Origin of the sequence: Pseudomonas sp. SJZ131 (assembly GCF_007828705.1) — a bacterium.
Taxonomy (GTDB): Bacteria; Pseudomonadota; Gammaproteobacteria; order Pseudomonadales; family Pseudomonadaceae; genus Aquipseudomonas; species Aquipseudomonas prosekii.
The window spans coordinates 661,838-687,808 of sequence record NZ_VIVC01000004.1 but is presented as its reverse complement, the minus strand read 5'-3'; the positions used below and the strand labels follow the sequence as shown (position 1 = coordinate 687,808).

Here is a 25,971-nt window from a genome sequence, read left to right as displayed (position 1 = left end):
TTTTGGTGATAGCCAAATTGGCGCTTGACCTTGCCCGCATGGCAAGGTTGATCCTGTCGGCACTTTCTACAGGGAGCGTGAACGATGTCCGAATCCAGCACTTTCGACCTGCCGATTGCCGGCATGACCTGCGCCAGTTGCGCCGGCCGTGTCGAGCGCGCGTTGAGCAAAGTCATCGGCGCCAGCGCCGTCAGCGTCAATCTCGCCACCGAACAGGCACGCATCCAGGCTCCCAACGACAGCCTGCCAGCATTGATGAACGCGGTTGAGCAAGCCGGTTACAGCGTGCCGCAGCACAATCTGGAACTGAGCATTGACGGCATGACCTGCGCGTCGTGCGTTGGCCGCGTCGAGCGCGCATTGCGCAAAGTGCCGGGCGTGCGCAGCGTCAGCGTCAACCTCGCCAACGAACGTGCGCACCTCGAACTGCTCGGCGACATCGACCCGCAGATCCTCATCGCCGCCGTCACCCAGGCTGGTTACTCGGCCAGCCTGTTTGAAATCGACCAGCCGCACACCGACAACCAACAACAGCGCCTGCACCGCGAGCGACTGGTGCTGATCATGGCCATCGCCCTCGCCTTGCCGCTGGTGTTGCCAATGCTCCTGCAACCGTTCGGCATTCACTGGATGCTGCCGGCCTGGGCGCAATTTGCGCTGGCCACACCGGTGCAATTTATCTTCGGCGCGCGGTTCTACGTCGCTGCTTGGAAAGCCGTGCGCGCCGGTGCCGGCAACATGGATTTGCTCGTCGCCCTCGGCACCAGCGCCGGTTATGGCTTGAGCCTGTACGAATGGGCGACCGCCGCCGGGCGCATGCCGCACCTGTATTTCGAAGCGTCGGCGGTAGTAATCGCGCTGGTGCTGTTGGGCAAATACCTTGAAAGCCGCGCCAAACGCCAGACTGCCAGCGCCATTCGTGCCCTCGAAGCGTTACGCCCGGAACGCGCAATTCAAGTCATCGACGGTCGCGAGCAGGACGTGGCGATCAGCGCCCTGCGCCTCAACGATCTGGTCATGGTCAAACCCGGCGAGCGTTTCCCGGTCGACGGTGAAGTGGTCGAAGGCCAGAGCCACGCCGACGAAGCGCTGATCAGCGGCGAAAGCCTGCCAGTGCCGAAACAACCCGGCGACAACGTTACCGGCGGCGCGATCAACGGTGAAGGCCGTTTGCTGGTACGCACTTTGGCGCTCGGCGCGGAAACCGTATTGGCGCGGATCATTCGTCTGGTCGAAGACGCCCAAGCGGCGAAAGCGCCGATTCAGAAACTGGTGGATAAAGTCAGCCAGGTGTTCGTGCCAACGGTGTTGCTGATTGCGCTGGCGACGTTGCTCGGCTGGTGGCTGTACGGCGCGCCGATTGAAACCGCGCTGATCAACGCGGTCGCGGTGCTGGTGATCGCCTGCCCTTGCGCCCTGGGCTTGGCCACGCCGACCGCAATCATGGCCGGCACGGGAGTCGCGGCGCGTTATGGCATTTTGATCAAGGACGCCGAAGCACTGGAGCGCGCCCATGAAGTCAGCGCTGTGGTGTTCGACAAAACCGGCACCCTGACCTCGGGCGCGCCGCGTATCGCGCATTTGACTGCGCTGGACGGTGACGAAGCGGCGCTGCTGCAAATCGCCGGCGCGCTGCAACGCGGCAGCGAACACCCGTTGGCCAAGGCAGTTCTCGATGCTTGCGCCGAACGCAACTTGCACGTCGCCGATGTCAGCGACAGCCAAGCACTGACCGGCCGCGGTATTGCCGGCACGCTTGCGGGTCGGCGCCTGGCGCTGGGCAATCGGCGGCTGCTCGAAGAAACCGCGCTGAGCGCAGGTCCCTTGGCCGACGCCGCCAGTGCTTGGGAAACCGAAGGTCGGACGCTGTCGTGGCTCATCGAGCAAAGTCCCGAACCGCGCGTGCTCGGGCTGTTCGCTTTCGGCGACACGCTCAAACCCGGTGCGCTGCAAGCGGTGCAGCAACTCACCGCGCGCCACATCAGCAGCCACCTGCTGACCGGCGATAACCGTGGCAGCGCCAAAGTCGTTGCCGAGGCGCTGGGCATCACCGACGTGCACGCCGAAGTGTTGCCGGCCGACAAAGCCGCGACCGTCGCCGATCTGAAGAAAACCGGCGTGGTGGCCATGGTGGGCGACGGCATCAATGACGCCCCGGCGCTGGCCGCCGCCGACATCGGCATCGCCATGGGCGGCGGCACCGACGTGGCAATGCACGCGGCCGGCATCACGCTGATGCGCGGCGACCCACGGCTGGTGCCGGCGGCGCTGGAGATCAGCCGCAAGACTTACGCGAAAATCCGCCAGAATCTGTTTTGGGCGTTCGTCTATAACCTGATCGGCATTCCGCTAGCGGCATTCGGTTTCCTCAACCCGGTGCTGGCGGGCGCGGCGATGGCGCTGTCGAGCGTCAGCGTGGTGAGCAATGCGCTACTGTTGAAAACCTGGAAACCCAAGGACCTGGAGGACAACTGATGAACATCGGCCAAGCAGCCCGCCACAGTGGCCTGAGCGCGAAGATGATCCGTTATTACGAGTCGATCGGGCTGCTCAAGGCTGCCCATCGCACCGACAGCGGTTATCGGGTGTACGGCGATGACGACTTGCATACGCTGGCGTTTATCAAGCGTTCGCGGGATCTGGGGTTTTCTCTGGAAGAGGTCGGCAAGTTGCTGACCCTCTGGCAGGACCGCCAACGCGCCAGCGCCGATGTGAAGGCCCTGGCGCGTCAGCATATCGACGAGTTGAACCAGAAGATCCGCGAACTTGGCCAGTTGCGCGACACCTTGCAGGACCTGGTCGAACACTGCCAGGGCGACCACCGCCCGGACTGCCCGATCCTCAAGGAACTGGCGTCGGGCTGCTGCGCCGAACCTGCGCGCGCCTGAGCGACAAAATTTTCACCACCAGCAAGGTGCCCAGCGGAATGCCGTGGAACAACAGCACCACCGCGCCGGGCGTCCACCACGCGTAAAACGGCGCGGCGATCAGCATGCCGATGCCGAGCCCGGTCATTTGCAGCAGGGTCAGGAAACTGAAAATCGGCAGGCGCAGGTGATCCGGTTCGCGTTGCAGACGCGACATCAGGCCGACCTCGGAAAAGCCATCGCCTAGCCCCGCCGGCAACGAAAACAGCAGCAAGCCGTACAGCGTCTGCTGCTGGAACATCATGATGAAACCGCAGGACATCAGCAGCACGCCGTAAAAGAAGCGCCGTTGCAGGTGGATGTTGTCCGAGCCTGTCAGGCGACTGGCGATCCGCGCGCCAAGCAGTTTGCCGCTGGCCCAGACGGCGAGCATCAACCCCAGCGTGGTGCTGGCCGATTCAGGCGTCAGCAGTTTGGAAATAATCGGAAACCCGACGTTGTGCGCGGCGCTGCCGAGGGTGTCAGCCATCGACACCGCAAGCATCGCCGCCAGCACCGGCGCCGAGCGCAAACCCTGGTGCAGCGCCGACCACTCGCCGCGCTGATTGGTCGGTTTGGCTGGCGCTGCGGCGGGGCGAAAACGTAGCGGCACGATCAACAGCGCGGCCAGCAAATAGGTGATCGCATTGAGCGCAAACACTGCTTCAAAGCCAAACGCGGCCACCACCAACCCCGCCACCAGGCTGCCCGCGACCATCGCAATTGACGCCGCTGAGGTAATCCAGGCATTGGCTTTGAGCAGATGTTGGCTGTCGATCAGGTTTGGCAGTTGGCTGTTGAGGCCTATGGCGAACATCGAATTGCCCAGGCCCAGGCCGAATGCGATCACTGGCAGCATCAATGCTTGCTGCGAGACGGGCAGGATCAGCAGCAGGCCGAGGACACTGGCGCGCAGCAGATCAAAGGCAATCAGCGGCAGACGCCCGCAAACCCGGCGGTAAAACGGTGTGCCGATCAGACTGGCAAGGATGCCACCGGCAACGCGGCTGGCGAGGAAAATCGCCACGCTGATCGCATTGTTGCTCAGCACATAGACGTAAGTCGCCAAGGCAACCATGTTGAGGAACGCGCCGAAATCGGAAATCAGCCGGGCAGTGATGATGAGGTGGGTGTTGCGGCTGGAATTCACATTCAGTCCTTGAGTGTGGGGGGTATTTCGAGGGGCATCAGTATGTGCGAGGACAGCATTGCTGGGAACACCCAGCATCCATTGTAGGAGCGAGCCTGCTCGCGAAAGCGTCGGCATATCCGGCATCTCATCAACCGACCCACCGCTATCGCGAGCAAGCTCGCTCCCACAGGGGTCCTGCGGTGGACTACATTCCTGCATACACCCACATCAACTGTGGGAGTGAGCCTGCTCGCGATAGCGTCGGCATATCCAACATCGCATCAACTGACCCACCGCATCGCGAGCAGGCTCGCTCCTACAGGGTTTGGCGGTGGACATCACTTTTGCATACACCCTGATCCACTGTGGGAGTGAGCCTGCTCGCGATTGCGTCGGCACATTCAACATGTAATTAACTGACCCACCGCATCGCTAGCAGGCTCACTCCTACAGGGGGCCTGCGGTGGTCATCACTCTTGCATTCACACTGATCCACTGTGGGAGCGAGCTTGCTCGCGATAGCTTCGGCATATCCAACATCTAACCAACTGACCCACCGCATCGCGAGCAGGCTCGCTCCTACAGGGGGTTCGCGGTGGACATCACTTTTGCATACACCCTAATCCACTGTGGGAGTGAGCCTGCTCGCGATAGCTTCGGCACATTCAACATGTAATTAACTGACCCACCGCTATCGCGAGCAGGCTCGCTCCCACAGGGATCTTCGGTGCACAGGTTTTTTTGGGGCGTCGACAAAAAACCCGGCCGGAGCCGGGTTTTTGTTTAACCGATCACTGCATCCAGGGTGGCGGCGGTTCTTCGGTTTTGCTCGGTGGCGCGTCGTCAGCCGCGCGTACCGCTTGTTTGCGCTCTTCGTCGAGGCGTGCGGCCTCGATTTCGCGAATCACGCCGCCGACGTCCGCCAGTTCTTCCGGCTCGTCGAACTCACCCGTGAGGATGCTCGCCGGGTGCAAGGTGCCGGCTTCGTACAGCGCCCACATTTCCTTGGCGTACTTGGTCTTCTTCAACTCCGGGGCAAAACGTCCGAAGTACGAAGCCATGTTGCCAACGTCCCGTTCGAGCATGGTGAACGCGTGGTTGTTACCCGCCGCATCCACCGCTTGCGGCAGGTCGATGATCACCGGGCCGGTCGGGGTCAACAGCACGTTGAACTCCGACAGGTCACCGTGCACCAGACCGGTACACAACATCAGCACGATCTGGGTAATCAAAAACGCGTGATATTCGCGGGCCTGATCCGGTTCCAGCACCACGTCGTTCAGACGCGGCGCGGCATCGCCATATTCGTCGGCGACCAGTTCCATCAGCAGTACGCCTTCGAGGAAGTCATACGGCTTGGGCACTCGCACACCGGCGCCGGCCAGACGAAACAGGGCCGCCACTTCGGCGTTCTGCCAGGCGTCCTCGGTTTCTTTCTTGCCGAACTTGGAGCCCTTGGCCATCGCACGCGCCTGTCGGCTGTTGCGCACTTTGCGGCCTTCCTGGTACTCGGCCGCCTGGCGGAAACTACGTTTATTCGCCTCCTTGTAGACCTTCGCGCAGCGTAGCTCGTTACCGCAGCGCACCACATAAACAGCTGCTTCTTTACCACTCATGAGTGGGCGCAGCACCTCGTCGACCAGACCGTCCTCGATCAGGGGTTCAATGCGTTTTGGAGTCTTCATCAGCTTTTATTGTGGGTCCTTTATTACCAAACACGCGAAAGTCATTCGTTATACGGCAATCCTCGCGCCTCGGGGAGGGGTTGCCGACCTATGAACGTTCCCAACAACAATCTGAAGCACACAATGTGCCGGTTTTGCCCGACAAACCCTGCGCGGTCACGACCGAGGCAAATCATAGCCGACACGCCGCCATTTGTTGGCGCCGCTGTGTGCAGGCATTGGCGACAGAGACTGACATCTTCGTCCGAACCGTTCGTAGGTTTTTTCGCCAAAGCGCTTAATTTACGGCGATCGCAGCCGAAATCCTCAGTGAGAAAAGGATTTATCCGACAATCGTCTCCGACAAAAAAAAGACCATGCCGCGCTCAGGGATCCGAGTCGAAGCCAACGCTTCGAGCACAGTGTGTAACACCGTTTTCGCCTGCCAATAATCCGCGAGTCATCTGCACTGCGTGGGCCTACAAGAAAATCTGGAGCGCGGATGAACATTAAACAGAAGTTGACCTGGGCGTTTGCTGTCATCGCCTGCTTGCCCGTGGTGCTGGTCGCCACCCTCGTGGTGATGAACTTGCGCAGCGATGCCAAGGACAATTTTGTCGACAGCAGCGGCCGCGAAATTCGTCAGGTCAGCAATGCGATGCAATTGTTTTTCGACGGCATCAGCCAGAACGTCAACTACCTGGCGACGCAACCGCTGATCAAAAACACCGACGACAGCCTCAAGACCTACATGGCGGCCAACGCCGAGAGCATTCCTCAAGGCGAGATGGACAAAAGCGTTTTCGCCGTTCTGCAGGATCTGGGCAACAGCCATCCGTCCTACGCCTACGCAATCGTCGGCACAGCCGCCGGCGGCTATGTGTCGTGGCCGGACGACGCCAAGCTCAACAATTACGACCCGCGCCAGCGTCCCTGGTACAAAGCCGCGCAAGCGAAACCGGGCAAACCGTTCCGTACCGAAGCGTATTACTGGGCGCAGGACGACGCGACTTACGTCAGCACCGTGCGCACCATCGACAACAAATTGGGCGCCAACGGTGGCGTGGTCAGCATCGACGTGACGCTCAAGCAGCTCACGGAAATCGTCAAACAGATCAAACTCGGCGAAACCGGTTACCTGATGTTGCTGGAAAACAACGGGACGATTCTGGTCGATCCGAAGATGCCGGAGCACAACTTCAAGGCACTCGGCAGCCTCGGCGAAGGTTATGCGCAACTGGCCAAGGCCGGCAAAGGTCTGGTCGAAGTCGAGCTCGACGGCGAGCGCTACATGGCCAACGTCTGGCCGTCGGAGCAACTGGGCTGGACCTTTATCGGCCTGATCAAGCAGAACGACGTGATGAGTTCGGCCACGCAACTGACCTGGCTGATCGCGATCATCGCGGCGGTGCTCGCGGTGTTCTTCGCAATTGTCGGCGCCAGTTTCGCCAGCCTTATCGTGCGGCCGATCCGCAGCGTCGCCAGCGGTCTGGAAGGCATCGCCCAGGGCGAAGGCGACTTGACCAAAAACCTCGAAATCCGTGGCAGCGACGAAACCGCGCAACTGGCCAACTGGTTCAACCAGTTTCTGTCGGCGATTCGTAACCTGATCCAAAGCATCGGTGGCGCGGCGAACAGGATTCTCGCCACCTCGCAGAGCTCGACCCAGGTTTCCAGCGACATGGCCGAAGCGGCCGGGCGCCAGCGTGAAGCAGTGGACATGGTGTCCACGGCGTTCCACGAAATGGTCGCCACCGCCAACGAAGTCGCGCGTTCGTGCAGCCAGGCTGCCGAGTCGGCCGACAGCGGTCAGCGCCAGGCGCGCGAAGGTCAGCAGCAGATTGATGCGGCGGTGAGCAGCGTTGATCGTCTGAGTCAGGAAATCGAATCATCGGCGCAGTCGATGCAGCAACTGGAACGCGACAGCAATGACATTCAGTCGATTCTGGGGACCATTCGCTCGATTGCCGAACAGACCAACTTGCTGGCGCTGAACGCGGCCATTGAGGCGGCCCGCGCCGGTGAGCAGGGTCGCGGCTTTGCGGTGGTGGCGGATGAAGTGCGCGCATTGGCGAAACGTACTGCCGACTCGACAGCGGAAATTGACGGTTTGCTCGGCAACCTCGCCAAGCGCACCAGTCAGGTCACGCAGCAAATGCACGCAAGTCTGCAAGTGTCGCAACAATCGGTAACGCGGATCGGTGAGGCGCGCAGCAGCTTCGGGCTGATTCGTGAGTCGGTGGATGTGATTCGCGACATGAACACGCAGATTGCGACGGCGGCGGAAGAGCAGCATCAAGTCGCAGAGGACATCAACCGACACATCAGCCAGATTCATGGCGATGCGCAATTGGTCGCCGAACTGGGGAACTCGGCGCGTCTGGATTCGCAGAGCCTGGCCGGGTTGTCGAGCGAGCTGGATGGGTTGGTTCGACGGTTCCGGACCTGAAAATAAACGGCGCTTGATCGTTGCCACGCAGAGCGCGGCAACGATCACCGTAAACCTGCAGGAGCGAGGCTTGCCCGCGAAGGCTGCCTCAATTCCGAAACAATTCCCCTGGGGTAAACCCGAACAATCCGCGAAACGCCGCAATAAACGCGGATGTCGAGTCGTATCCGCACGCCAGCGCGGCGTTGGTCACGCTGTCGCCCTCCTCCAGCAAACTCAGCGATGACAACAGCCGCATACGCTGGCGCCAACCACGAAAACTCAATCCGGTTTCACGCTGGAACAAGCGCATCAGGGTTTTCTCCGACGTGCCCAGACGCCCCGCCCACGCCTGCAAGGTCACCTGCTGATCGGGATTTTCAATCAGTTCGTTGCACAACCCGAGCAACCGTTCATGCCGGGGCAACGGCAGGGAAAACGCCACTTCAGGCAAATTCGCCAATTGATCCAGCAGCACATTGACCAGCCGCGCTTCCTGGCTGTCGCCCTGCGGATACTCCGCCGGCAACTGGCAAAAACTCTTGATCAGCTCGCGGGCCAGCGGCGTCACTTCGAGCACCCGACAACGCCCGTCGGCCCACGCGCAATCTTCCCGGCGCACATACAGGCTGCGCATTTCGGCGCGCATCGAGGTGACGACTTGATGCTCCAGATCCGCCGGAATCCAGATGCCCCACTGCGGCGGCGCGAAGAAACTGCCTTCGGCGGTGTGCACGCCGAGCACGCCGCTGATGGCGTAGGAAAACTGCACCCAATCGTGGCGATGCGGCGGCGTCCATGAGCCAGCATTCAGGCTTTCGACCCGCGCGAATAATGGACGCGGCAACACTGTGATTGCCGGGATCGAGCGTTCGAGGGCGATTTGTCCGTTGGACGTCATTGACAGGCCTTATGTCGCAGGACGGCAGATAACGCCGACCTTAGGCCAACTCATCAAATCTTACAAATGTCCCATGTGGGAGTGAGACTGCTCGCGATGAGCTGTGTCAGTCAGCATGGATGTCGACTGATACGGGCTTATCGCGAGCAGGCTCACTCCTACAGATTGGTTTTGCGCTGTGGCTTAGCGCTCGATGATTGCGGTGACGCCTTGGCCACCCGCCGCGCAGATCGAAATCAAGCCACGGCCCTTGCCCGCCGCGTCGAGCAGCTTCGCCAGGTTGGCGACGATGCGCCCACCCGTTGCCGCGAATGGATGCCCGGCGGCCAGCGAACTGCCTTTGACGTTGAGGCGGCTGCGGTCAATCGAGCCCAGCGGCGCGTCGAGGCCGAGGCGGGTTTTGCAATATTCCGGGTCTTCCCAGGCCTTCAACGTGCAAAGCACCTGAGCGGCGAAGGCTTCGTGGATTTCGTAGTAGTCGAAGTCCTGCAAAGTCAGGCCGTTGCGCGCCAGCAAGCGCGGCACCGCATACACCGGCGCCATCAGCAAACCCTCGGCGCCGTTGACGAAATCCACCGCCGCCGCCTCGCCGTCGCGCAGATACGCGAGGATCGGCAAGCCGCGTTCCTTCGCCCATTCCTCGCTGCCCAACAACACCAGCGATGCGCCATCGGTGAGCGGCGTCGAGTTGCCCGCCGTCAGCGTGCCTTTGGCACTTTTCTCGAACGCAGGTTTCAGCGCAGCGAGTTTCTCCAGCGTCAGGTCCGGGCGCAAATTGTTGTCGCGCGTGAGGCCGAGAAACGGCGTGGTCAGATCGTTGTGCCAGCCTTCGGCGTAGGACGCGGCGAGTTTCTGATGGCTTTCCAGCGCCAGTTGATCCTGCTCGTCGCGCGGGATATTCCAGGTCTGCGCCATCAACTCGCAATGCTCGCCCATCGACAGCCCGGTGCGCGGCTCGCCGTTGCGCGGGAATTCGGGGATCAAATGGCCGGGGCGCAATTGCAGAAAAGTCTTGAGTTTGTCGCCCGTGGTTTTCGCGCGATTGGCCTGCAGGAGAATCCGCCGCAGACCTTCATTGATGCCGATTGGCGCATCGGACGTGGTGTCGACGCCGCCGGCGATACCGCAATCGATCTGCCCGAGGGCGATTTTATTCGCCACCAGCAACGCCGCTTCCAGCCCGGTGCCGCACGCTTGCTGGATGTCGTAGGCCGGGGTGGTCGGCGACAGCCGCGAGCCGAGCACGCACTCGCGGGTCAAGTTGAAATCACGCGAATGCTTGAGCACCGCGCCCGCCGCCACTTCGCCAATGCGCAGGCCATGCAGGTTGTAGCGTTCGATCAAACCTTCGAGCGCTGCGGTGAGCATCGCCTGGTTACTGGCGGTGGCGTAGGGCCCGTTGGAGCGGGCGAAAGGAATCCGGTTACCGCCAATAATCGCGACGCGGCGCAGCTGAGTCATGAAAAGCTCCTTGTGAAAATCCGAAAATCAACCAAACCCTATAACCAAACCCTAGTGGGAGCCGAAAGGCCTGCCACACATCAATCTTTGGTGATCAAGCGTAGGCCTTATCTCGTGGATCGAACGACTGATCGCCATTCATGGTCCACACTTTGAACCCCAGCTATCGGAGAGCGTTCCATGTCAGACCGTTATATCGACTTCGCCAATTCGTCCGTCGGCCATCGTTTGGTCGGGGCCCTCGGCTTGCCGTCGCCGGTTCGACTGGAGCGCTGGCAAGCCGGGCGCCTGCGGCCCGTCGAGGGCGCACTGCTGCTTGGCGGCGGACCGCTGGCGGAAAAAGTCGGCGCCTTCGCCAATCGCCTGACCGACGCGATTTACAGCTACGGCACCGAGCCGTCCCTGGCCACCGCGTGGATTCCCGGCCACGGCCCGAAAATCAAAGCCGTGGTGTTTGATGCCAGCCAACTGCTGCAAACCGAACACCTCAAGCAACTGCGCGAATTTTTCCAGCCGCTGATGAAAAACCTCGATCACAGCGCGCATCTGGTGATTCTCGGACGTGATCCGCAACATCTCAGCGACCCGTTTGCCGCCAGCGCCCAGCGCGCACTGGAAGGTTTCAGCCGTTCGCTGGCCAAGGAATTGCGCGGCGGCGGCACGTTGCAGTTGATCTACGTCGGCGACGGTGCCGAGGATCAACTGGAAGGGCCGCTGCGGTTTTTCCTCTCGCCGAAAAGCGCGTTTGTTTCCGGTCAGGTGATTCGCCTGAGCGCGTGCGCGACGCCGGTTGAAGACTGGACGCGGCCATTGTCCGGGCGCAAAGCGCTGGTCACTGGGGCCGCACGCGGGATCGGCGCGTCCATCGCCGAAACCCTCGCCCGCGATGGCGCCGAGGTGATTCTGCTGGATGTGCCGCAGGCCAAAGCCGACCTCGAAGCGCTCGCCGCACGCCTCGACGGGCGCAGCGTCACCCTGGATATTTGCGCCGACGACGCCGCCGCGCAGTTGATCGAACACCTGCCGGACGGCATCGATATCGTCGTGCACAACGCCGGCATCACCCGCGACAAAACCCTGGCCAACATGACCCCGGAATTCTGGGATGCGGTGCTCGCAGTCAACCTCAATGCGCCGCAAGTGCTGACCAAAGCGTTGCTCGACGGCGGGACCTTGCGCGATAACGGCCGGGTGATTCTGCTCGCCTCGATCAGCGGCATTGCCGGCAATCGCGGGCAAACCAATTACGCCGCGAGCAAGGCCGGATTGATCGGTTTGGCCGAGTCCTGGGCGCCGTTGCTGCACGAACGTGGGATCAGCATCAACGCCGTGGCGCCGGGGTTTATCGAAACGCAGATGACCGCGCACATTCCGTTCGCCCTGCGCGAAGCCGGGCGCCGCATGAGTTCGCTGGGCCAGGGCGGCTTGCCGCAAGACGTCGCCGAAGCCGTGGCGTGGCTCGCGCAACCGGGCACCGGCGCGTTTACCGGGCAGGCGCTGCGGGTGTGTGGACAAAGTGTTTTGGGAGCGTAGCGATGACGATCGACTGGCAAACTCTCGACCGCGAACCGAGCCTGTCCGCGTTGTACGTACACGCGGCGACCCGGCGAAAAATCACCGGCACCACGCTGCCCGACAAGGGTTTGCGCTGCTGGGTCGACGTTGATCAACAACGCCTGGCGGCCTATCGCAAAGTCTGCGGTTTCGCCGACGATGGACTGCTGCCGCCGACCTATCCGCACATTCTGGCGTTTGCCTTGCAGATGCAATTGCTCACGGCCAAGGAGTTTCCGTTCCCGTTGTTGGGGCTGATTCACCTGAGCAATCGCATTCGGGTGTTGCGACCGATGGGCGCGGTGAGCCGTGCGCGGGTCAGCGTTCAGGTGCAGAACCTGCAAGCGCACGCCAAAGGTGCGACGTTCGACCTGATCACCACGCTGGACGATCAGTTGGGCACGTTGTGGGAGGCAGAAAGCCGGATGCTGTGTCGCGGGGTCAAACTTGAGGGCGAGCCGGTCGAGGATGAAGTGGCCGCGACGCTGGAGCTGATTGAAGTGGCGCACTGGAAGGCGCCGGCAGACATTGGTCGGCAATACGCCAAGGTATCGGGGGATTACAACCCGATCCACCTCAGCGCCGCGAGTGCCAAGCTGTTCGGTTTTCCCACGGCGATTGCCCACGGTTTGTGGAACAAGGCGCGCACGCTGGCGGCGCTGGCCGAGCAGCTGCCGACGGCGAATGTCGAAATCGCCGTGCAGTTTCACAAACCGGTGCGCTTGCCCAGCGAGGTGACGTTGCTGGCGAGTGCGGCGGCGTCGAGTGGCGATTTGCGCTTGATGGGCGCCGGGGATTTGGAGCACATGACTGGCCACTGGCAACCGCTGACCTGATGGTCGCTGATGATCGTTCCCACGCTCCCGCATGGGAACGATCAGCGATCAAAACGCCCCTGCAATTGCGACTATATCCAAGGTTTTCTCCCCACCATCGCCCTGCCCTGTAGAAAACTCCGCCCGTTGATTTACAACGACTTTCACTAAAACCAGTCCGCCGATTTATACCCTGGGTATTAGTCCTTAGGGCGCATTCGCCTGCGTGACATAAAAGGCTTAATACCAATTCGAGAATGGCCACAAAGCACCGCCGGGATTGAGATACACGCAACGGACGAAGGTATTGCCGGCGACAGAACCGGCCAGCCATCGAAGACAGCGAACGTTGTTTCAGGTGCAAGGAATCACTCTCATGAAAACCCAGGTGTGGTGCAAATCGGCAATAGCAGTGGCATTGATCCTTTCTCTCGGACTGACCGGTTGCAGCAGCGGCGGTGGCGGTCATCGCAGCACGTCCGGCAGTTCCTCCGCTGGCGCGACGGATACCGCCGGTGCCGGTGGCAGCGGCGCCGGAAGCGGTGCAACTGACGGCACCGGCGGCACCGGTGGCGCGGCGGGCGGAACTGACGGAACGGCGGGAACTGGCGGGACCGATGGGACTGGCGGAACGGGTGGAACTGGCGGCACGGATGGCACCGCTGGAACCGGCGGCACGGGTGGAACTGGCGGTGGCACGGATGGCACCGCTGGAACCGGCGGCACGGGTGGGACTGGCGGTGGCACGGATGGCACCGCTGGGACCGGCGGGACTGGTGGAACTGGCGGTGGCACGGACGGCACTGCCGGGACCGGCGGAACCGGCGGAACCGGAGGCACTGGCGGCACTGGCGGCACCGGAGGAACCGGAGGAACTGGCGGCACCGATGGCCCTGGCACAACCGTCACCCCGCTGATCACCAGCACCGTGGTCTCCGACCTCGGCAAAACCATCAGCGGCGTCGGCAGCGGCGTCAGCGGGATTGGCGGTTCGGTCACCTCCGTGCCGGTGGTTGGCGGCGTGGTGCAAAGCGCCCTGACCACCACCGGCAATGTCGTCAACAGCATCGGTGGCGGGCTCGACACCGGCCTCGGCCAACTCGGCACCGACCCGCTGGCCATGACCAAAACCACTGCCATCGTCGGCAACGTGGTATCCGATGCCGGCAACGGCGTCACCGACCTCAGCGCCAAACTGGCCACCGCTACCGGCGCCATTCCACTGGTCGGCGGTGTGGTCAGCAAAGTCACACCGGTGCTCGGCGGCGTCGGCGAAAAAGTCAGCATGCTCGGCGACACTTTGAACGTCGCCACCGGCACCGGCCCGCTGGGGACGCTTTCCAATGACGTCGGCAACAAAGTGCTGGTGCCGGTCGTGACATTGACCGAAGGCCTCGCCAGCAAAGTCGGCAGCGCCACTGGCCTGGGCAATCCGGTGAACACGCTGGTCAGCAACGTCAGCACGGCAGTGGCTGATCTGGGCGGCAAAGTGACGGCGGCCGGCAACGGCAACCCAGTGACCACACTCGCGGGCACAGCGCTGACCAACGTTGCCACCACCACGGACACGGCCGGCGGTCTGTTGGCGAGCACTGGCCCCGGCGGCCTCGGCAACTCGGGACTGCTGCAAACCGTCGGCGGTGCAGTGGCGAACGTCGGCGCGGGTCTGGACGCTGGCAACACTAACGCGGTGGTCAGCGCGGGTGGCGTCAACCTCGGCGCAGTGGGCGGCGTGGTGGCCTCGGTGGGCGGCGCGCTCGGCGGCTCAAGTGCGCCAGACCTGGCGCCGACCGCAGCGCTCGCCAGCGTCGGCGGCGCAGTCGGCACGGCGCTCAATCCGGTCACCAGCGGCGTCACTGCGGTGACTCAACAAGTCGGCGCGGCCACCGGCCTCGGCGCACCGGTGAATGGCTTGCTGACGCAGGTGGGCGGCGCGGTCAGCAGTGTCGGCAGCAACGTTGCGGCAGCGGCGCCGAGCCCGGTGGTTGCGGCGGTGGGCAACACCGTCACCACGGTCGGCGCGACGGTGGGCGCGGTGGGCGGACTCCTCAATGGCGGCGCCGCGAGCGGCGGGTCGGGCACAGGCGCCACGGGTGGACTCGGCGGTTTGCTCGGTGGTTTGGGCGGCAATAAAAACTGAATTGCACCTGGCCGATTCGACGGCCCAATCTACAGCGCCTACGCTTGGTTGGAGGCGGAAGATTCGACTCGAGTCTTCCGCTTTTTCTTTTGGAGCAGGACATCCTGCGGTTCTGGTTCAGGCAGCTGACGAATCGAAGGATGTTGCGATATGACCATGGAGTGTCCTATGCGCGTTATGGCTTCCCTCGTGTTAATCAGCGTCAGTTCCTTCGCCCTCGCCGACACCCTCCCGAGCTTTCTCAACAGCAACGAAACCACGCGTAATCTTCCTGTGCCGAACCTGCCGGCGGACGCTTATCGCCCGCAAGCGGCGCCGCTGCAAGTGCCGGATCCTGGCGCCGCGCAGGCTCAGCCGTTGACCATGGGCACCAAGGTCACGATCAACAACGTGCAGATCGAGGGCGGGACGATTTACCCGCTCAAAGAACTGGCGGCGAATTTTCAACCGCTGCTCGGCCACGAGACCAGCCTCGCCGAATGGATCGAAGCGACTCGCGCAATCACCCGTCGTTATCAGCAGGACGGCTACTTGCTGTCCTACGGATTTCTGCCGCAGCAGTCGTTCAATAACGGCGTCGCCCGCGTGGTGCTGGTGGAGGGTTACATCAAGGATTATCAGTTGCAGGGCGACATCGGTCGGGTCAAGGGTCTGCTGGATAAACTGGTGAGCAAACTGCAAGCCGAACGACCGCTGACGCGCAAGACATTCGAGCGTTACACCACACTGATGAGCCGGATTCCCGGCGTGACGTTGCAGGCGCAAGTGCCGCCGCCCGGCACTACCGATGGCGCCGCGTATCTGGCGGTGCAGGCCAGCCGCAAACCGTTCACCAGCAGCTTGAGCGCCACTGAAAAAAGTCGCGGCGGCACCCAGGCTTTGCTCGGGGTTAGTAGCAACGCGCAGACGTCGATGGGCGAACAATTGAGCCTCAGCGGCCTGTTTCCGCCGGGCGAGGACAAAGAGCATTACTACCGGCTCGACTACGCGCAGTTTCTCAATGCCGAAGGCACGCAACTGAGTCTGTCCGCCTCCCGCTACCGCGCCGAACCGGGCACCAATGTGCTGCTCGCCAACGGCCTGCAACTGGAGCCGCATCGGGAGAATGATCGTTATTCGATCGGCTTCAGCCATGCGCTGATTGCCTCGCCGACGCAAACCCTCAGCGCCGGCGCGCGGCTGTATGCGGTCAACGATAAAACCCGCTACGACGTGGTCGATGACCCGCGAAGTGTCGAGGTGCGCACCGACATTCGCGCGCTCGCGTTCGAGAGTGATTGGCGCAAGGCGAATGCCCGGCAACTGCGGATTCTCAGCGGCGGCGTGTATCAAGGCATCGATGGCATGGGCGCGAAAACCAATGCCGATCAGGACCTGGATTTTCTGCGATTGCGTTTATCCGGCGTGCAGAGCGACAAGTTTTTCGACAACTGGCAAGGCGTGCTCTCAGGCGCGCTGTACTGGAGCGACGACACCTTGCCTGATAGCGAACGCGCGGTGTTTGGCGGACAGAATTTTGGTCGCGGTTATCCCGATGATCAGGCGTCCGGCGACAAGGGTTGGGGCGTGGCGTATGAGGTGAATTACAGCTTCAATCGCGACGGCAGTTGGGTGCGGGTGTTGCAGCCGTACGTGGTGTTCGATCGGGCGAAAACCTGGTTCAACCAGTTGCCGGTGCAGGGCAATAATCTGTCCTCGGCGGCGCTGGGGCTGAGGTTCGGTGACGCCAAGTATTACAACGTCGCGCTGGAAGCGGCGAAACCGATGTCCGATGCAGCGCTGGACACCTTCAACCGACGACCGCGGTATAGCGTGAGCTTCAGTTATCAGCTGTAGCAGGAGAGATAGCGGCGGCGGCGAGGCCGCCATCGCGAGCAAGCTCAGCTCCCACAGGGGATTAGTGGTGGGCGCAGGTCTCGTGAGCAACCATCAATCTTGTGGGAGCTGAGCTTGCTCGCGATGGCGGTGTGTCAGGTGACTGGGATATTGAATGTACCGGCCCCATCGCGAGCAAGCTCAGCTCCTACAGGGGATTAGTGGTGGGCGCAGGTCTCGTGAGCAACCATCAATCCTGTGGGAGCCGAGCTTGCTCGCGATGGCGGTGTGTCAGGTGACAGGGATGTGGGATGTACTGGCCTCATCGCGAGCAAGCTCAGCTCCTACAGGGGATTTGTGGTGGGCGCAGGTCTCGTGAGCAACCATCAATCCTGTGGGAGCTGAGCTTGCTCGCGATGGCGGTGTGTCAGGTGACTGGGATGTTGGATGTGCCGACGCCATCGCGAGCAGGCTCACTCCTACAGGGGTTTGGTGGTGGCCGCAGATGTTGTGAACTGACAACAGCCCTTTGTAGGAGTGAGCCTGCTCGCGATAGCGGTTCATCATTCACCGCAAAACCACAGGTTCACCCAGTTCCCAGAGGAAACAGATTATTCAGCGTCTCAAGCAGCCGAACGTGATAGATCGGTTTGCGAAACAGATCCAGCACCTGCAAGCGCAGCATGTCGCTGACGTCTTCCATGTCGGCATGCCCGGAGGTGACGATGACCGGCAGGTGCTGGCGTGAGGTGTGTTCGCGCAGGCGTTTGATCAGCGACATGCCGCTCTCTTCCGGCATGCGCAGATCGGTGATCACCAGGGCGATATCGGGATTGCGCGTGAGGTGATGCAGGGCGAGTTTCACCGACGTCGCGGTGAAGCAGACAAAGCCCTCGCCCTCCAGCAACTCGGCCAGTTCCAGCAATGCATCCTCTTCGTCGTCAACCAGGAGTAACTGTTGGCGTGGCGGCGAAGAAGGATTCATAAGCGGCACCTGAAAACGGAATGTGCAACCGAGTGTAGCGGCTCATTGACCAAGCGCGATGTTCACGCCGATCAAGGCGTTGGCGCATCCACCGCATCGCCGCCCAAGGCCTCCAGGATACTGTTGAAAATCGTCCGCACCTCGGCACCCACCGGCGCGATAAACACCACCGCCACCACCGCCACCATGGCAACCACAATCGCGTACTCGATGGCCGATGCGCCTTCAGTGTCCTTGAAAAACAACCGGGCTCTGAGCAACAGATATTCGAGAATCATGCGTCTACTCCTTCGCGCCTCTGGCGCCGACGAAACGGTGCTGCAACGGGATTTCCCTGTGCCACTTGAGCATTGTCAACAAAGCCCCCGGCAACAACTGTAAGAACGGATTAATCACAAAGGATTAGTCGCAATTTGCGCAGGCAAAACAGCGATTAATCGGTCATTTCTCATACTTAAGTCAGATATTTAGCGGTGGCTAATGGCGTTTTGTTTCAGATCGACTAGCGTCCAAATAGCGAAATAGTTTCATGTTCATAGCTGCCTGATTGCGAAAACGCCTCGTCAGGAAATGCGAGATGTCAGCGCAGCGGGAAAGGGAGAGCCGTCATGAACAGTCGCGTCACCATGGGCCTTGCAGGCTTGCTTTTGCTCGGGGCGATTTTTGTCGGTTATTGGGGATTTGTGCTCAGCCGCCAGCCGGCTCCGGTCGCGGCGCCAGTGGTCGCGCCGACGGCCACAACCACCGTGGAAAAAACCGTCGCCAGCGCTGAAGACCAGACCCGTCAACCGGTCGTGGTGCTGACGCGCGATGTACCGCCGTTTACCTCGCTGACCGCCGCCGACCTGACCATCGAAAAACTTCGCAGCGCTCCCGCCGGCAGCCTCGCCTCGCTTGAGAAAGCGGTCGGCCGCACGCCTTGGCGCCAGCTCAAGGCTGGCACCTGGCTCAGCGATGACAGCTTCGAAGCGGGCGGCGCGTTGGCGCGGATGATCCGCAGCAATGAGCGCGCCCTCGCCGTCGCCGTGGACGAAGTGATCGGTGCGGCGGGCCAACTGACGCCGGGCGATTACGTCGATGTGTTGCTGTTTTTGCGTCAGGACAGCAGCAACCTGCAGCAGTCGGCGCAGATCGTCGTGCCGGCCATGCGCGTGCTTGGCGTCGGCGAACAATACGGCCTGACCAACGACGGTCAACCGGCCACACCCGCGCTCAGCGCCGACGACAAACTCAAACAGGATCAACGCCGCATCGCCGCGCGCACCGTGGTCCTCGCGGTGCCTGAGCAATTGCTGAGTCGGCTGATGCTCGCGACCCAGGTCGGCACCTTGCGGCTGGCGGTGCGCAGCAGTGAGGAGCAGCGCCTGGCCAAATACTGGGCCGGCGCCGACGCCGCGCCGGGCAAACTCGACAGCGCCAACAGCCAGCTCTTCCAATTCACCCAACTGGCCCTCGGCGCGGCGCCGAAATCCCCGGCCAGCGGCGGCCATAGCGCAGCGGCGCGAGCACCGATTGAAGTGATTCGCGGCAATCAAATTAGCCAGCAAACCCCATGACTGATCAAGGATGTCACGGCATGCAGAGTCGTACCTCGCCACTGTTCAAAACCCTGCTCGGGGCTTTGATGCTGATGCCGCTGCCCATGCAAGCCGCGCTCGCGGTGACCGGCAATTGCGCCGCGCTCGGACGGTTGCCGCCGGTAATCGAGATCGGTGAAGGCTTGCAACAGGACCTGCAATCACCGGTGGCAATCACCCGTCTGGCGATCGGCGATCCGAAAATCGCCGACGTGCACCCGAATGGCAGCTCGGCGTTTTTGCTCACCGGCATTGCGCCCGGCGCCACCAGCCTGATGATCTGGACCGCCTGCGCCAGCGAACCGCGGCAAAGCATGGTGTTCGTCCAGGGCCGCGCCACCGCCGCGTTGACCAGCGCCAGCCTGCTGCCATCCGACGACCCGTCGCTGCCGTCGCAAGTGCAAACCGATATCCGCTTCGTCGAAGTCAGCCGCACCAAACTCAAGGAAGCCACCGCGTCATTGATCGGCACGCGCGGCAACTTTCTGTTCGGGGCGCCGGGCACGTTGCCGCCCATCGACGGCGTGCCGATACCGCGCTTGCCGGTGGACAACAGCCTGTTCAACTTCTCCTGGATCGGCGGCAAAACCATGATGATCATCAACGCGCTGGAGGGCAGCGGCTTCGCCTACACCCTCGCCCGGCCAAGTCTGGTGGCATTGAGCGGGCAGAGCGCAAGCTTTCTCGCGGGCGGCGAAATTCCGGTGCCGGTGCCGAGCGCCGGCAGCGATAACGTCTCCATCGAATACAAGGAATTCGGCATTCGCCTGACCCTGACGCCAACCATCATCGGGCGCAATCGCATCGCCCTGAAAGTCGCGCCGGAAGTCAGCGAACTGGACTTCAGCAACGCCGTGAACATCGCCGGCACCACCGTGCCGGCGCTGACCATCCGGCGCACCGACACCAGCATTTCCCTCGCCGACGGCGAGAGTTTTGTCATCAGCGGCCTGATCAGCACCAGCAACAGTTCGCAGGTCAACAAGTTTCCGGGGCTCGGTGATATTCCGGTGCTGGGCGCGTTTTTCCGCAGTTCGCAGATCAATCGCGAAGAGCGCGAACTGCTGATGATCGTCACCCCGCACCTGGTTCAACCGTTGTCGGCGGACGCGCAATTGCCGTCGCTGCCGGGGGAAAAACTGCGCAACTACGACCCGAATTTCTATCGGATGTTTTTCCTCGAAAACGGCAACTTCGACAAACGCAGCGGACTGTCGCAATGAGCCAGAGCCTGAGCCAGACCTTTCTCGCGATCACCCGCAACAGCACCGATCTGGAATGGCTGCAAGGCGCGCTGGCGCCGCTCGGCCAAGTGGTTGGCGCCGGTGGCGGCAGCCTTGATGAACTGCTGGCGCTGGTCGACGTAACCTTCGCCAGCCTGGTGTTCGTCGGCCTCGACCGCGAGCATGTGGTGGCGCAAAGCGCATTGATCGAAGGCGCGCTGGAAGCCAAACCGATGCTCGCCATCGTCGCCCTCGGCGATGGCATGGACAACCAATTGGTGCTCAACGCGATGCGCGCTGGAGCGCGGGATTTCGTCGCGTACGGCTCGCGTTCCAGCGAAGTCGCCGGGCTGGTGCGGCGTTTGAGCAAACGCCTGCCGCCGGTCGCGCCGAACACCCAACTCGGCGGGCTCACTGTGCTGTATGGCACGCAGAGCAATGGCGACGGCGCATTGTTGGCCAATCACCTGGCGCTGGTGGTGCAAAAGAGCGGACAACAAACCTTGCTGCTCGACCTCGGTTTGCCGCGTGGTGACAGCCTGGCATTGCTCGGGCTGGAGAGCTCGTTTCACTTCGGCGACGCCTTGCGTCACTTGCGCCGACTCGACGCCACGCTGATGGACAGCGCCTTCACCAGCGCCGAGGCAGGCCTGCGGATTCTTGCCTACGCGAGCAACGACGAGCCGCTGGAAAGCACCAGCGCCGCCGAGTTGTACATGCTGCTCAGCGCCTTGCGTCAGCACTTCCAGCACATCGTCGTGAACCTCGCCGGGCAGCCGGACAGCGAAGCGCTGCGCACCTTTGTCAGCCATTGCGACAAGTTGCTGTGGTACAGCGACCAGAACGTGCTCGACTGCCGACGCAACCTTGCGGTGCTCAATCTGTGGCGTGAAAAAGGCATGAAGCTTGACCATGCTCGCCTCCTCGTCGACCGCTATTTGAGCCACATCGCGCCGGACGCGGAAACCCTCGGCAAAACCTTCAACCTCGACGTCATCGCCGTGTTGCCCTGCAGCCCGGAAGTGCGCCTGAATGCAAAAAACCAAGGCGTGACGCTGTTCGAATTGGCCCCACGGGAAAAACTCACGCAGAGCCTGCGCACCCTCGGCGAACGCCTGGCCAAGCGCTCCGAAGGCCTGGCCAAACCCAAGGCAGGCTGGCTGGACCGCTTGAGGGGCACGCAATGAACGGCGAAAAACTCTTCGGCGCGCCACAGCGCAACGCGTCCGGCAACACCGATCACGAAGGCCTGAAACTGGTGCTGCACCGCTACATCATCGACGCCATCGAAGAATCCGGAAAAAACCTGCTGGAAGGTTCACGGCAGTTGCTCGCGCAATTCGTCACCGACAAAGTCGCCGAATACATTGCCCGTTTGCACCTGGCGATTTCCCGTTACGAGATGGAGCGATTGGCCGAAGAAATCGTCGATGAGCTGACCGGTTTTGGTCCGTTGGAAGTGCTGCTGCGCGACCCGGCGGTGACCGAAATTCTGGTCAACGGCCCGCACCGCGTGTTCATCGAACGCGAAGGCGTGCTGCACCTCAGCGACCTGCGGTTTATCGACGCGCACCACGTCGAGCGGGTCATGCAGCGCATCCTCGCACCGCTTGGCCGACGCCTCGATGAGTCCTCGCCGATGGTCGATGCGCGGATGCCGGATGGCAGTCGGGTCAACGCGATCATTCCGCCGATTGCCCTCGATGGCCCGTGCCTGTCGATTCGCAAATTCCGCAAGGACATGCTCAAAAGCAGCGACCTGATGGCGATGCAAACCATCGATCAGGCGATTTTCGAGTTCCTGCAGAACGCCGTCGGCAAGCGCTGCAACATCCTTATCAGCGGCGGCACCGGGACTGGCAAAACCACCTTGCTGAACATTCTCAGCCAGTTGATCAATCCGCATGAACGGCTGGTGACGATCGAAGACGTCGCCGAATTGCAACTCGGCCACCCGCACGTGGTGCGCCTCGAAACCCGCCCGCCGAATGCCGAGGGCCACGGCGAAGTGAAGGCCAGCGACCTGATTCGCAACGCCCTGCGGATGCGCCCGGACCGGATCATCCTCGGCGAGATTCGCGGCGTCGAAGTGCTCGACGTCCTCACCGCGATGAACACCGGCCACGACGGTTCGATGAGCACCGTGCACGCCAACAACGCGCAGGATGCCTTGCTGCGTCTGGAAACCCTGGTCGGCCTGACCGGACGCGCCATCGCCGAGCGCACGTTGCGGCAGATGATCTGCGCGGCGCTCGACGTGGTGATCCAACTGACGCGCATGCCCGATGGCCGCCGCTGCGTCAGCGAAGTGGTGGAAGTGGTCGGCGTGCGCGAAGACGTTTACGTCACCAACACCTTGTTCCGCCTCGACCGCCGTGGCGGTTTCGGTTTCGTGCGCGAGGCGATCAACCCGGCGGGTGACAAGTTGCGCCACGAGTCGAGCCTGGGCTGACGGCATGGAGCATTCGGCATGATCGTCCCGATGATTCTCAGCGTGATTTGCCTGCTGCTGCTCGGCTTGTCGGGGTGGCTGTTCGCGCACGGGATTCGCAAAACCGGACACGAGCGGGTACTTGATCGCCTGGCCCACGGTCAGCCGCAACTGGCCGCCGACAAGGTCAAGTGGGTCGGTCTGGAACGGATGTTTTTACGCGCCGGCCTCGGGCGCCCGACGCAACACCTCGGGCGCTGGTTGCTGCTGTGGGCGCTGGCGATGTTGATCGGTTACTGGCTGGGCGACTGGCTCGGTTTGCTCGCGCTGCTGCTGGCGCCGCCCATCACGTTGCGGCTGTACATTGCGTGGCTGTATCGGCGTCGCGTGAAACGCATGATCGAACAATTGCCGCAGTTGCTCGACTACACCGTGCGCAGTCTCAAATCCGGGCGAACCTTGGCTGACGCGGTGATGGGCGGCATCGACGCCAGTGAAGATCCGCTGAAAATGGCGATGGGCCGGGTGCAGCGCAACGTGCAGCTCGGGGTCAATTTGCCGGACGCGGTCAGCGACTTTGCCGAGCTTTATGAACAGGACGAATTGCGCATGTTTGCCTTGGGCCTGAAGGTCAATCATCGCTACGGCGGCAATGCCAGCGAGCTGCTGGAGAACCTGATCAAACTGATCCGCGAACGCGACCAGGGCGCTCGACAACTACGCGCGATGACCGGTGAAACGCGGATGACCGCGTGGGTGCTCGGCTCGCTGCCGATGATTCTGGTGAGCTATTTCATGCTGACCAATCCCGGCTACATGCTCGGCATGTGGAGCGACTCGGGCGGGCAAGTGATGTTGATTGCCGCGCTGGTCCTGCAAGTGATCGGTTGCCTGGCGCTGTGGCGCATGTTGCGGAGTGTCTGAGATGGTTCTACTCGCCAGCCTGATGTTGTTGCTCGGCGCCGTGTTTCTGGTCGCCAATCACATGCTGCAAGCGCGTCGCCGGGTGCGCCAGGTGACGCTGCGTTTGCAGGGGCAATTGGTTCGCGAGAACCGTTTCGGCAATTGGTTGCGCGTGCTCGGCAACAGCCGCTTCGGCCAGCGCTCGGTGAGCATCGACAGCGAAACGCAAACCCTGCTCAGCCGTCTGGGCTGGCGCCGCGCCAATGACCGCGCGGTGTACGCAGCGTTTCAGGTCGGCACGCCGCTGCTGATGCTCGGCCTCGGGTTGACGGTCAAAGAAGTGTTTTTCTCCGGTGCCGCCAACGGCTGGTTGTTGCCGCTGCTGGCGACCGGTTTCGGTTATTTGCTGCCCAAACGCCTGCTCGCCTACGCCGCCGCTCGCCGACAGCAAACCATCGCCACGGAAATCTCGACGTTCATACCGCTGCTGCGGATCCTTTTCGAATCGGGCATGGCGGTCGAGCAAGCGCTGCGCGTGCTCAGCGGCGAAGGGCAAAAACTCCTGCCGCAACTGACCCGCGAACTGAAGCTGATCCTCAACCGCGTCGACTCCGGCCTCGAACTCAGCCAGGAGTTGCACAAAGCCGCGCTGCTGCTGGCGGTGGACGAGTTCAGCGACACCTGTTTGATCTTGCAGCAACTGATCCATCAGGGCGGCGGGGCGATGAAATCACTGCTGGCGCTCAAGCAACTGCTCGACGACCGACGCCTGACGCGGCTGCAGGAATACATCTCGAAAATGTCGGCGAAGATGTCCGTGGTGATGATGCTGTTCCTGTTTCCAGCCCTGCTGATTGTCCTCGCCGGCCCCGGTTTGACCGCCATGACCCGAGCGTTTGCATCGTGAGTCACGCACTTTTTGAGGGAACAAAATGAAGCTATTGATCGCTGCATTCGGCCTGCTGCTGCTCACCGGCTGCGCCACCGACGGCCAGGCGCCATGGTCAGCGATGCTGTCGCCGGCCAGTTGCAGCAAGCTCAGTTCCGATCAGGAACTGGCGCTGAACCTGGCCGACGATCTGGCCAACGACGGTAAACTCCACGCCAGCCTCGCCAACCTGCAAAGCCTGCCCGATAACCTCGGCGAAGTGCGCCTGCGCAAAGCCAAGGTCTATCGCCTGCTGGGCCGCAGCGAAGCCGAACCGCTCTACCGCAGCCTGCTCGGCGGTTGCCTCACGGCCGACGCCGAACAAGGCCTCGGCCAACTCTACGCCGCCCGCGCCGACTACGGCCAAGCGCAATCGCACCTGCAACGCGCCGCACGCCTCGCCCCCACCAACGAAAAAATCCGCAACGACCTGGGCGTGGTCTACCTCAACCAACTGCGCCTGGAAGACGCGCAATTCGAATTCCTCACCGCCATCGAACTCAAGCAGAACGACACCCTCGCGGCGGCCAATCTGGTGACTTTGTTGCTCTACCAGAACAACTGGCAACAAGCCGCCGAAGTGGTCAGCCGCTCACACCTGACACCGCAACAATTCACCGACGCCCAGGCCCGCGCAGAAAAACTTCGGCAGCCGGGCAAAACCACCGCCACCGACCGAGTCGCGATCGCCGCAGAAACACCCTCGGTGACCCTGAAATAGGAGCAGAAGATGAAACTGCAAACCTTGGGCCTCTTACTGTTCCCGATAACCGCCCTGGCCATCGACGCCGGCCCGTCATCGCCACAACAACAGGAAACCGAAGGCTGGCTAGTGCTGCAAAGCCGCAATCAGGCTGCCTCGAAGACACCACAGACCCAAAGCGCGGCGGAGCGGGAAGCCGCCATGCAGCGCTGGTTGAAGAAATATCAGTATGAAATCCCGGACCTTTACGACCCGGATGCTGGGGGGGAAATCAAGGTTAATGAGTGAGGGGTTGCGGGGGTTGTGAGTGGGCGAAAGGCATCGCGAGCAGGCTCGTTCCTACAGGGGGTTGGGGAATCTTCAGGAGATGGGTTGGCTGTCAGGGCGCCTTCGCGGGCAAGCCTC

21 protein-coding genes and 1 pseudogene are annotated in these 25,971 nt (G+C 62.0%); 16 read left to right on the top strand and 6 right to left on the bottom strand.

Features of this window, described 5'->3' with window-relative positions:
* The first annotated feature begins 84 nt into the window (after positions 1-84).
* On the top strand, positions 85-2,475 hold the full coding sequence (locus tag FBY12_RS20905) for a heavy metal translocating P-type ATPase (protein WP_145255522.1): 2,391 nt from the start codon (positions 85-87) through the stop codon (positions 2,473-2,475).
* The gene (gene cueR, locus FBY12_RS20900; RefSeq protein WP_090175934.1) at positions 2,475-2,888 is read left to right on the top strand and encodes a Cu(I)-responsive transcriptional regulator; all 414 of its coding nucleotides are present in this window, start codon (positions 2,475-2,477) and stop codon (positions 2,886-2,888) included. Before FBY12_RS20905 ends, cueR begins: the two co-directional genes overlap by 1 nt.
* Here the strand turns inward: cueR and FBY12_RS20895 are convergent.
* Complete coding sequence (locus FBY12_RS20895; RefSeq protein WP_145255519.1) at positions 2,842-4,056, bottom strand: MFS transporter; 1,215 nt, start codon at positions 4,054-4,056, stop codon at positions 2,842-2,844. The genes cueR and FBY12_RS20895 overlap by 47 nt on opposite strands.
* Positions 4,057-4,829: 773 nt before the next feature.
* Positions 4,830-5,723 carry a PA4780 family RIO1-like protein kinase gene (locus FBY12_RS20890; RefSeq protein ID WP_092273789.1) on the bottom strand — a complete coding sequence of 298 codons (894 nt, stop codon included), beginning with the start codon at positions 5,721-5,723 and terminating at the stop codon, positions 4,830-4,832.
* Positions 5,724-6,204: 481 nt separating this feature from the next.
* Between FBY12_RS20890 and FBY12_RS28205 the strand changes: the two are divergent.
* Positions 6,205-7,293: pseudogene (locus FBY12_RS28205) on the top strand (cache domain-containing protein); the annotation flags it as partial.
* 90 nt (positions 7,294-7,383) lie between these two features.
* A complete protein-coding gene (locus tag FBY12_RS28200) occupies positions 7,384-8,151 on the top strand; it encodes a methyl-accepting chemotaxis protein (protein ID WP_371927504.1) in 768 nt (255 codons plus the stop codon).
* A gap of 88 nt (positions 8,152-8,239) precedes the next feature.
* Here the strand turns inward: FBY12_RS28200 and FBY12_RS20880 are convergent, their stop codons facing one another.
* Together FBY12_RS20880 and FBY12_RS20875 are read right to left on the bottom strand one after the other, a co-directional pair.
* Entirely contained in the window at positions 8,240-9,031 is a 792-nt protein-coding gene (locus FBY12_RS20880; protein WP_145255511.1) for a helix-turn-helix transcriptional regulator, read from the bottom strand.
* A 183-nt stretch (positions 9,032-9,214) separates the two neighbouring features.
* Entirely contained in the window at positions 9,215-10,492 is a 1,278-nt protein-coding gene (locus tag FBY12_RS20875) for an acetyl-CoA C-acetyltransferase (protein WP_145255508.1), read from the bottom strand.
* A gap of 180 nt (positions 10,493-10,672) precedes the next feature.
* Between FBY12_RS20875 and FBY12_RS20870 the strand changes: the two genes are divergently transcribed.
* The 4 genes from FBY12_RS20870 to FBY12_RS20855 all read left to right on the top strand — a co-directional run bounded on the left by FBY12_RS20870 (position 10,673) and on the right by FBY12_RS20855 (position 16,837).
* Positions 10,673-12,025: a 3-oxoacyl-ACP reductase gene (locus tag FBY12_RS20870; protein WP_145255505.1), complete on the top strand. Its 1,353-nt coding sequence runs from the start codon at positions 10,673-10,675 to the stop codon at positions 12,023-12,025.
* A 2-nt stretch (positions 12,026-12,027) separates the two neighbouring features.
* On the top strand, positions 12,028-12,882 hold the full coding sequence (locus FBY12_RS20865; RefSeq protein WP_145255502.1) for a MaoC/PaaZ C-terminal domain-containing protein: 855 nt from the start codon (positions 12,028-12,030) through the stop codon (positions 12,880-12,882).
* A gap of 355 nt (positions 12,883-13,237) precedes the next feature.
* Positions 13,238-15,001, top strand: a complete 1,764-nt coding sequence (locus tag FBY12_RS20860; RefSeq protein ID WP_145255499.1) for a collagen-like triple helix repeat-containing protein — start codon at positions 13,238-13,240, stop codon at positions 14,999-15,001.
* 168 nt (positions 15,002-15,169) lie between these two features.
* Positions 15,170-16,837, top strand: coding sequence for a ShlB/FhaC/HecB family hemolysin secretion/activation protein (locus FBY12_RS20855; RefSeq protein WP_145255496.1), 1,668 nt, complete (start codon positions 15,170-15,172; stop codon positions 16,835-16,837).
* A gap of 565 nt (positions 16,838-17,402) precedes the next feature.
* On the opposite strand, the gene FBY12_RS20850 is transcribed toward FBY12_RS20855, so the two are convergent.
* Both FBY12_RS20850 and FBY12_RS20845 read right to left on the bottom strand, forming a co-directional pair.
* The gene (locus tag FBY12_RS20850) at positions 17,403-17,801 is read right to left on the bottom strand and encodes a response regulator (RefSeq protein ID WP_121733724.1); all 399 of its coding nucleotides are present in this window, start codon (positions 17,799-17,801) and stop codon (positions 17,403-17,405) included.
* Positions 17,802-17,872: 71 nt separating this feature from the next.
* Entirely contained in the window at positions 17,873-18,079 is a 207-nt protein-coding gene (locus tag FBY12_RS20845; protein ID WP_121733725.1) for a Flp family type IVb pilin, read from the bottom strand.
* A 330-nt stretch (positions 18,080-18,409) separates the two neighbouring features.
* Here FBY12_RS20845 and cpaB point away from each other — a divergent pair, with 330 nt between their 5' ends.
* Genes cpaB through FBY12_RS20805 form a run of 8 tightly spaced genes read left to right on the top strand, consistent with a single transcriptional unit; the run spans position 18,410 to position 25,854 of the window.
* Positions 18,410-19,357, top strand: coding sequence for a Flp pilus assembly protein CpaB (gene cpaB / locus FBY12_RS20840; protein ID WP_145255493.1), 948 nt, complete (start codon positions 18,410-18,412; stop codon positions 19,355-19,357).
* Positions 19,358-19,377: 20 nt separating this feature from the next.
* Positions 19,378-20,601, top strand: a complete 1,224-nt coding sequence (locus tag FBY12_RS20835) for a type II and III secretion system protein family protein (protein WP_145255491.1) — start codon at positions 19,378-19,380, stop codon at positions 20,599-20,601.
* On the top strand, positions 20,598-21,788 hold the full coding sequence (locus FBY12_RS20830; RefSeq protein WP_145255489.1) for a pilus assembly protein: 1,191 nt from the start codon (positions 20,598-20,600) through the stop codon (positions 21,786-21,788). Before FBY12_RS20835 ends, FBY12_RS20830 begins: the two co-directional genes overlap by 4 nt.
* Entirely contained in the window at positions 21,785-23,053 is a 1,269-nt protein-coding gene (locus FBY12_RS20825; RefSeq protein ID WP_145255486.1) for a CpaF family protein, read from the top strand. Before FBY12_RS20830 ends, FBY12_RS20825 begins: the two co-directional genes overlap by 4 nt.
* 18 nt (positions 23,054-23,071) lie before the next feature.
* A complete protein-coding gene (locus FBY12_RS20820; protein ID WP_121733728.1) occupies positions 23,072-23,956 on the top strand; it encodes a type II secretion system F family protein in 885 nt (294 codons plus the stop codon).
* 1 nt (position 23,957) lies between these two features.
* Positions 23,958-24,842 (top strand): type II secretion system F family protein, encoded by an 885-nt coding sequence (locus FBY12_RS20815; RefSeq protein WP_145255483.1) that lies wholly within the window; start codon positions 23,958-23,960, stop codon positions 24,840-24,842.
* A gap of 25 nt (positions 24,843-24,867) precedes the next feature.
* Positions 24,868-25,584, top strand: a complete 717-nt coding sequence (locus FBY12_RS20810) for a tetratricopeptide repeat protein (protein ID WP_145255480.1) — start codon at positions 24,868-24,870, stop codon at positions 25,582-25,584.
* A 9-nt stretch (positions 25,585-25,593) separates the two neighbouring features.
* The gene (locus FBY12_RS20805) at positions 25,594-25,854 is read left to right on the top strand and encodes a DUF3613 domain-containing protein (RefSeq protein WP_121733731.1); all 261 of its coding nucleotides are present in this window, start codon (positions 25,594-25,596) and stop codon (positions 25,852-25,854) included.
* Positions 25,855-25,971 lie beyond the last annotated feature (117 nt).

Coding starts and splice junctions, on each gene's coding strand:
- FBY12_RS20905 (WP_145255522.1), top strand. CDS start 85: ATGTCCGAATCCAGCACTTTCGACCTGCCGATTGCCGGCATGACCTGC.
- cueR (WP_090175934.1), top strand. CDS start 2,475: ATGAACATCGGCCAAGCAGCCCGCCACAGTGGCCTGAGCGCGAAGATG.
- FBY12_RS20890 (WP_092273789.1), bottom strand. CDS start 5,723: ATGAAGACTCCAAAACGCATTGAACCCCTGATCGAGGACGGTCTGGTC.
- FBY12_RS28200 (WP_371927504.1), top strand. CDS start 7,384: ATGGCCGAAGCGGCCGGGCGCCAGCGTGAAGCAGTGGACATGGTGTCC.
- FBY12_RS20880 (WP_145255511.1), bottom strand. CDS start 9,031: ATGACGTCCAACGGACAAATCGCCCTCGAACGCTCGATCCCGGCAATC.
- FBY12_RS20875 (WP_145255508.1), bottom strand. CDS start 10,492: ATGACTCAGCTGCGCCGCGTCGCGATTATTGGCGGTAACCGGATTCCT.
- FBY12_RS20870 (WP_145255505.1), top strand. CDS start 10,673: ATGTCAGACCGTTATATCGACTTCGCCAATTCGTCCGTCGGCCATCGT.
- FBY12_RS20865 (WP_145255502.1), top strand. CDS start 12,028: ATGACGATCGACTGGCAAACTCTCGACCGCGAACCGAGCCTGTCCGCG.
- FBY12_RS20860 (WP_145255499.1), top strand. CDS start 13,238: ATGAAAACCCAGGTGTGGTGCAAATCGGCAATAGCAGTGGCATTGATC.
- FBY12_RS20855 (WP_145255496.1), top strand. CDS start 15,170: ATGCGCGTTATGGCTTCCCTCGTGTTAATCAGCGTCAGTTCCTTCGCC.
- FBY12_RS20850 (WP_121733724.1), bottom strand. CDS start 17,801: ATGAATCCTTCTTCGCCGCCACGCCAACAGTTACTCCTGGTTGACGAC.
- FBY12_RS20845 (WP_121733725.1), bottom strand. CDS start 18,079: ATGATTCTCGAATATCTGTTGCTCAGAGCCCGGTTGTTTTTCAAGGAC.
- cpaB (WP_145255493.1), top strand. CDS start 18,410: ATGAACAGTCGCGTCACCATGGGCCTTGCAGGCTTGCTTTTGCTCGGG.
- FBY12_RS20835 (WP_145255491.1), top strand. CDS start 19,378: ATGCAGAGTCGTACCTCGCCACTGTTCAAAACCCTGCTCGGGGCTTTG.
- FBY12_RS20830 (WP_145255489.1), top strand. CDS start 20,598: ATGAGCCAGAGCCTGAGCCAGACCTTTCTCGCGATCACCCGCAACAGC.
- FBY12_RS20825 (WP_145255486.1), top strand. CDS start 21,785: ATGAACGGCGAAAAACTCTTCGGCGCGCCACAGCGCAACGCGTCCGGC.
- FBY12_RS20820 (WP_121733728.1), top strand. CDS start 23,072: ATGATCGTCCCGATGATTCTCAGCGTGATTTGCCTGCTGCTGCTCGGC.
- FBY12_RS20815 (WP_145255483.1), top strand. CDS start 23,958: ATGGTTCTACTCGCCAGCCTGATGTTGTTGCTCGGCGCCGTGTTTCTG.
- FBY12_RS20810 (WP_145255480.1), top strand. CDS start 24,868: ATGAAGCTATTGATCGCTGCATTCGGCCTGCTGCTGCTCACCGGCTGC.
- FBY12_RS20805 (WP_121733731.1), top strand. CDS start 25,594: ATGAAACTGCAAACCTTGGGCCTCTTACTGTTCCCGATAACCGCCCTG.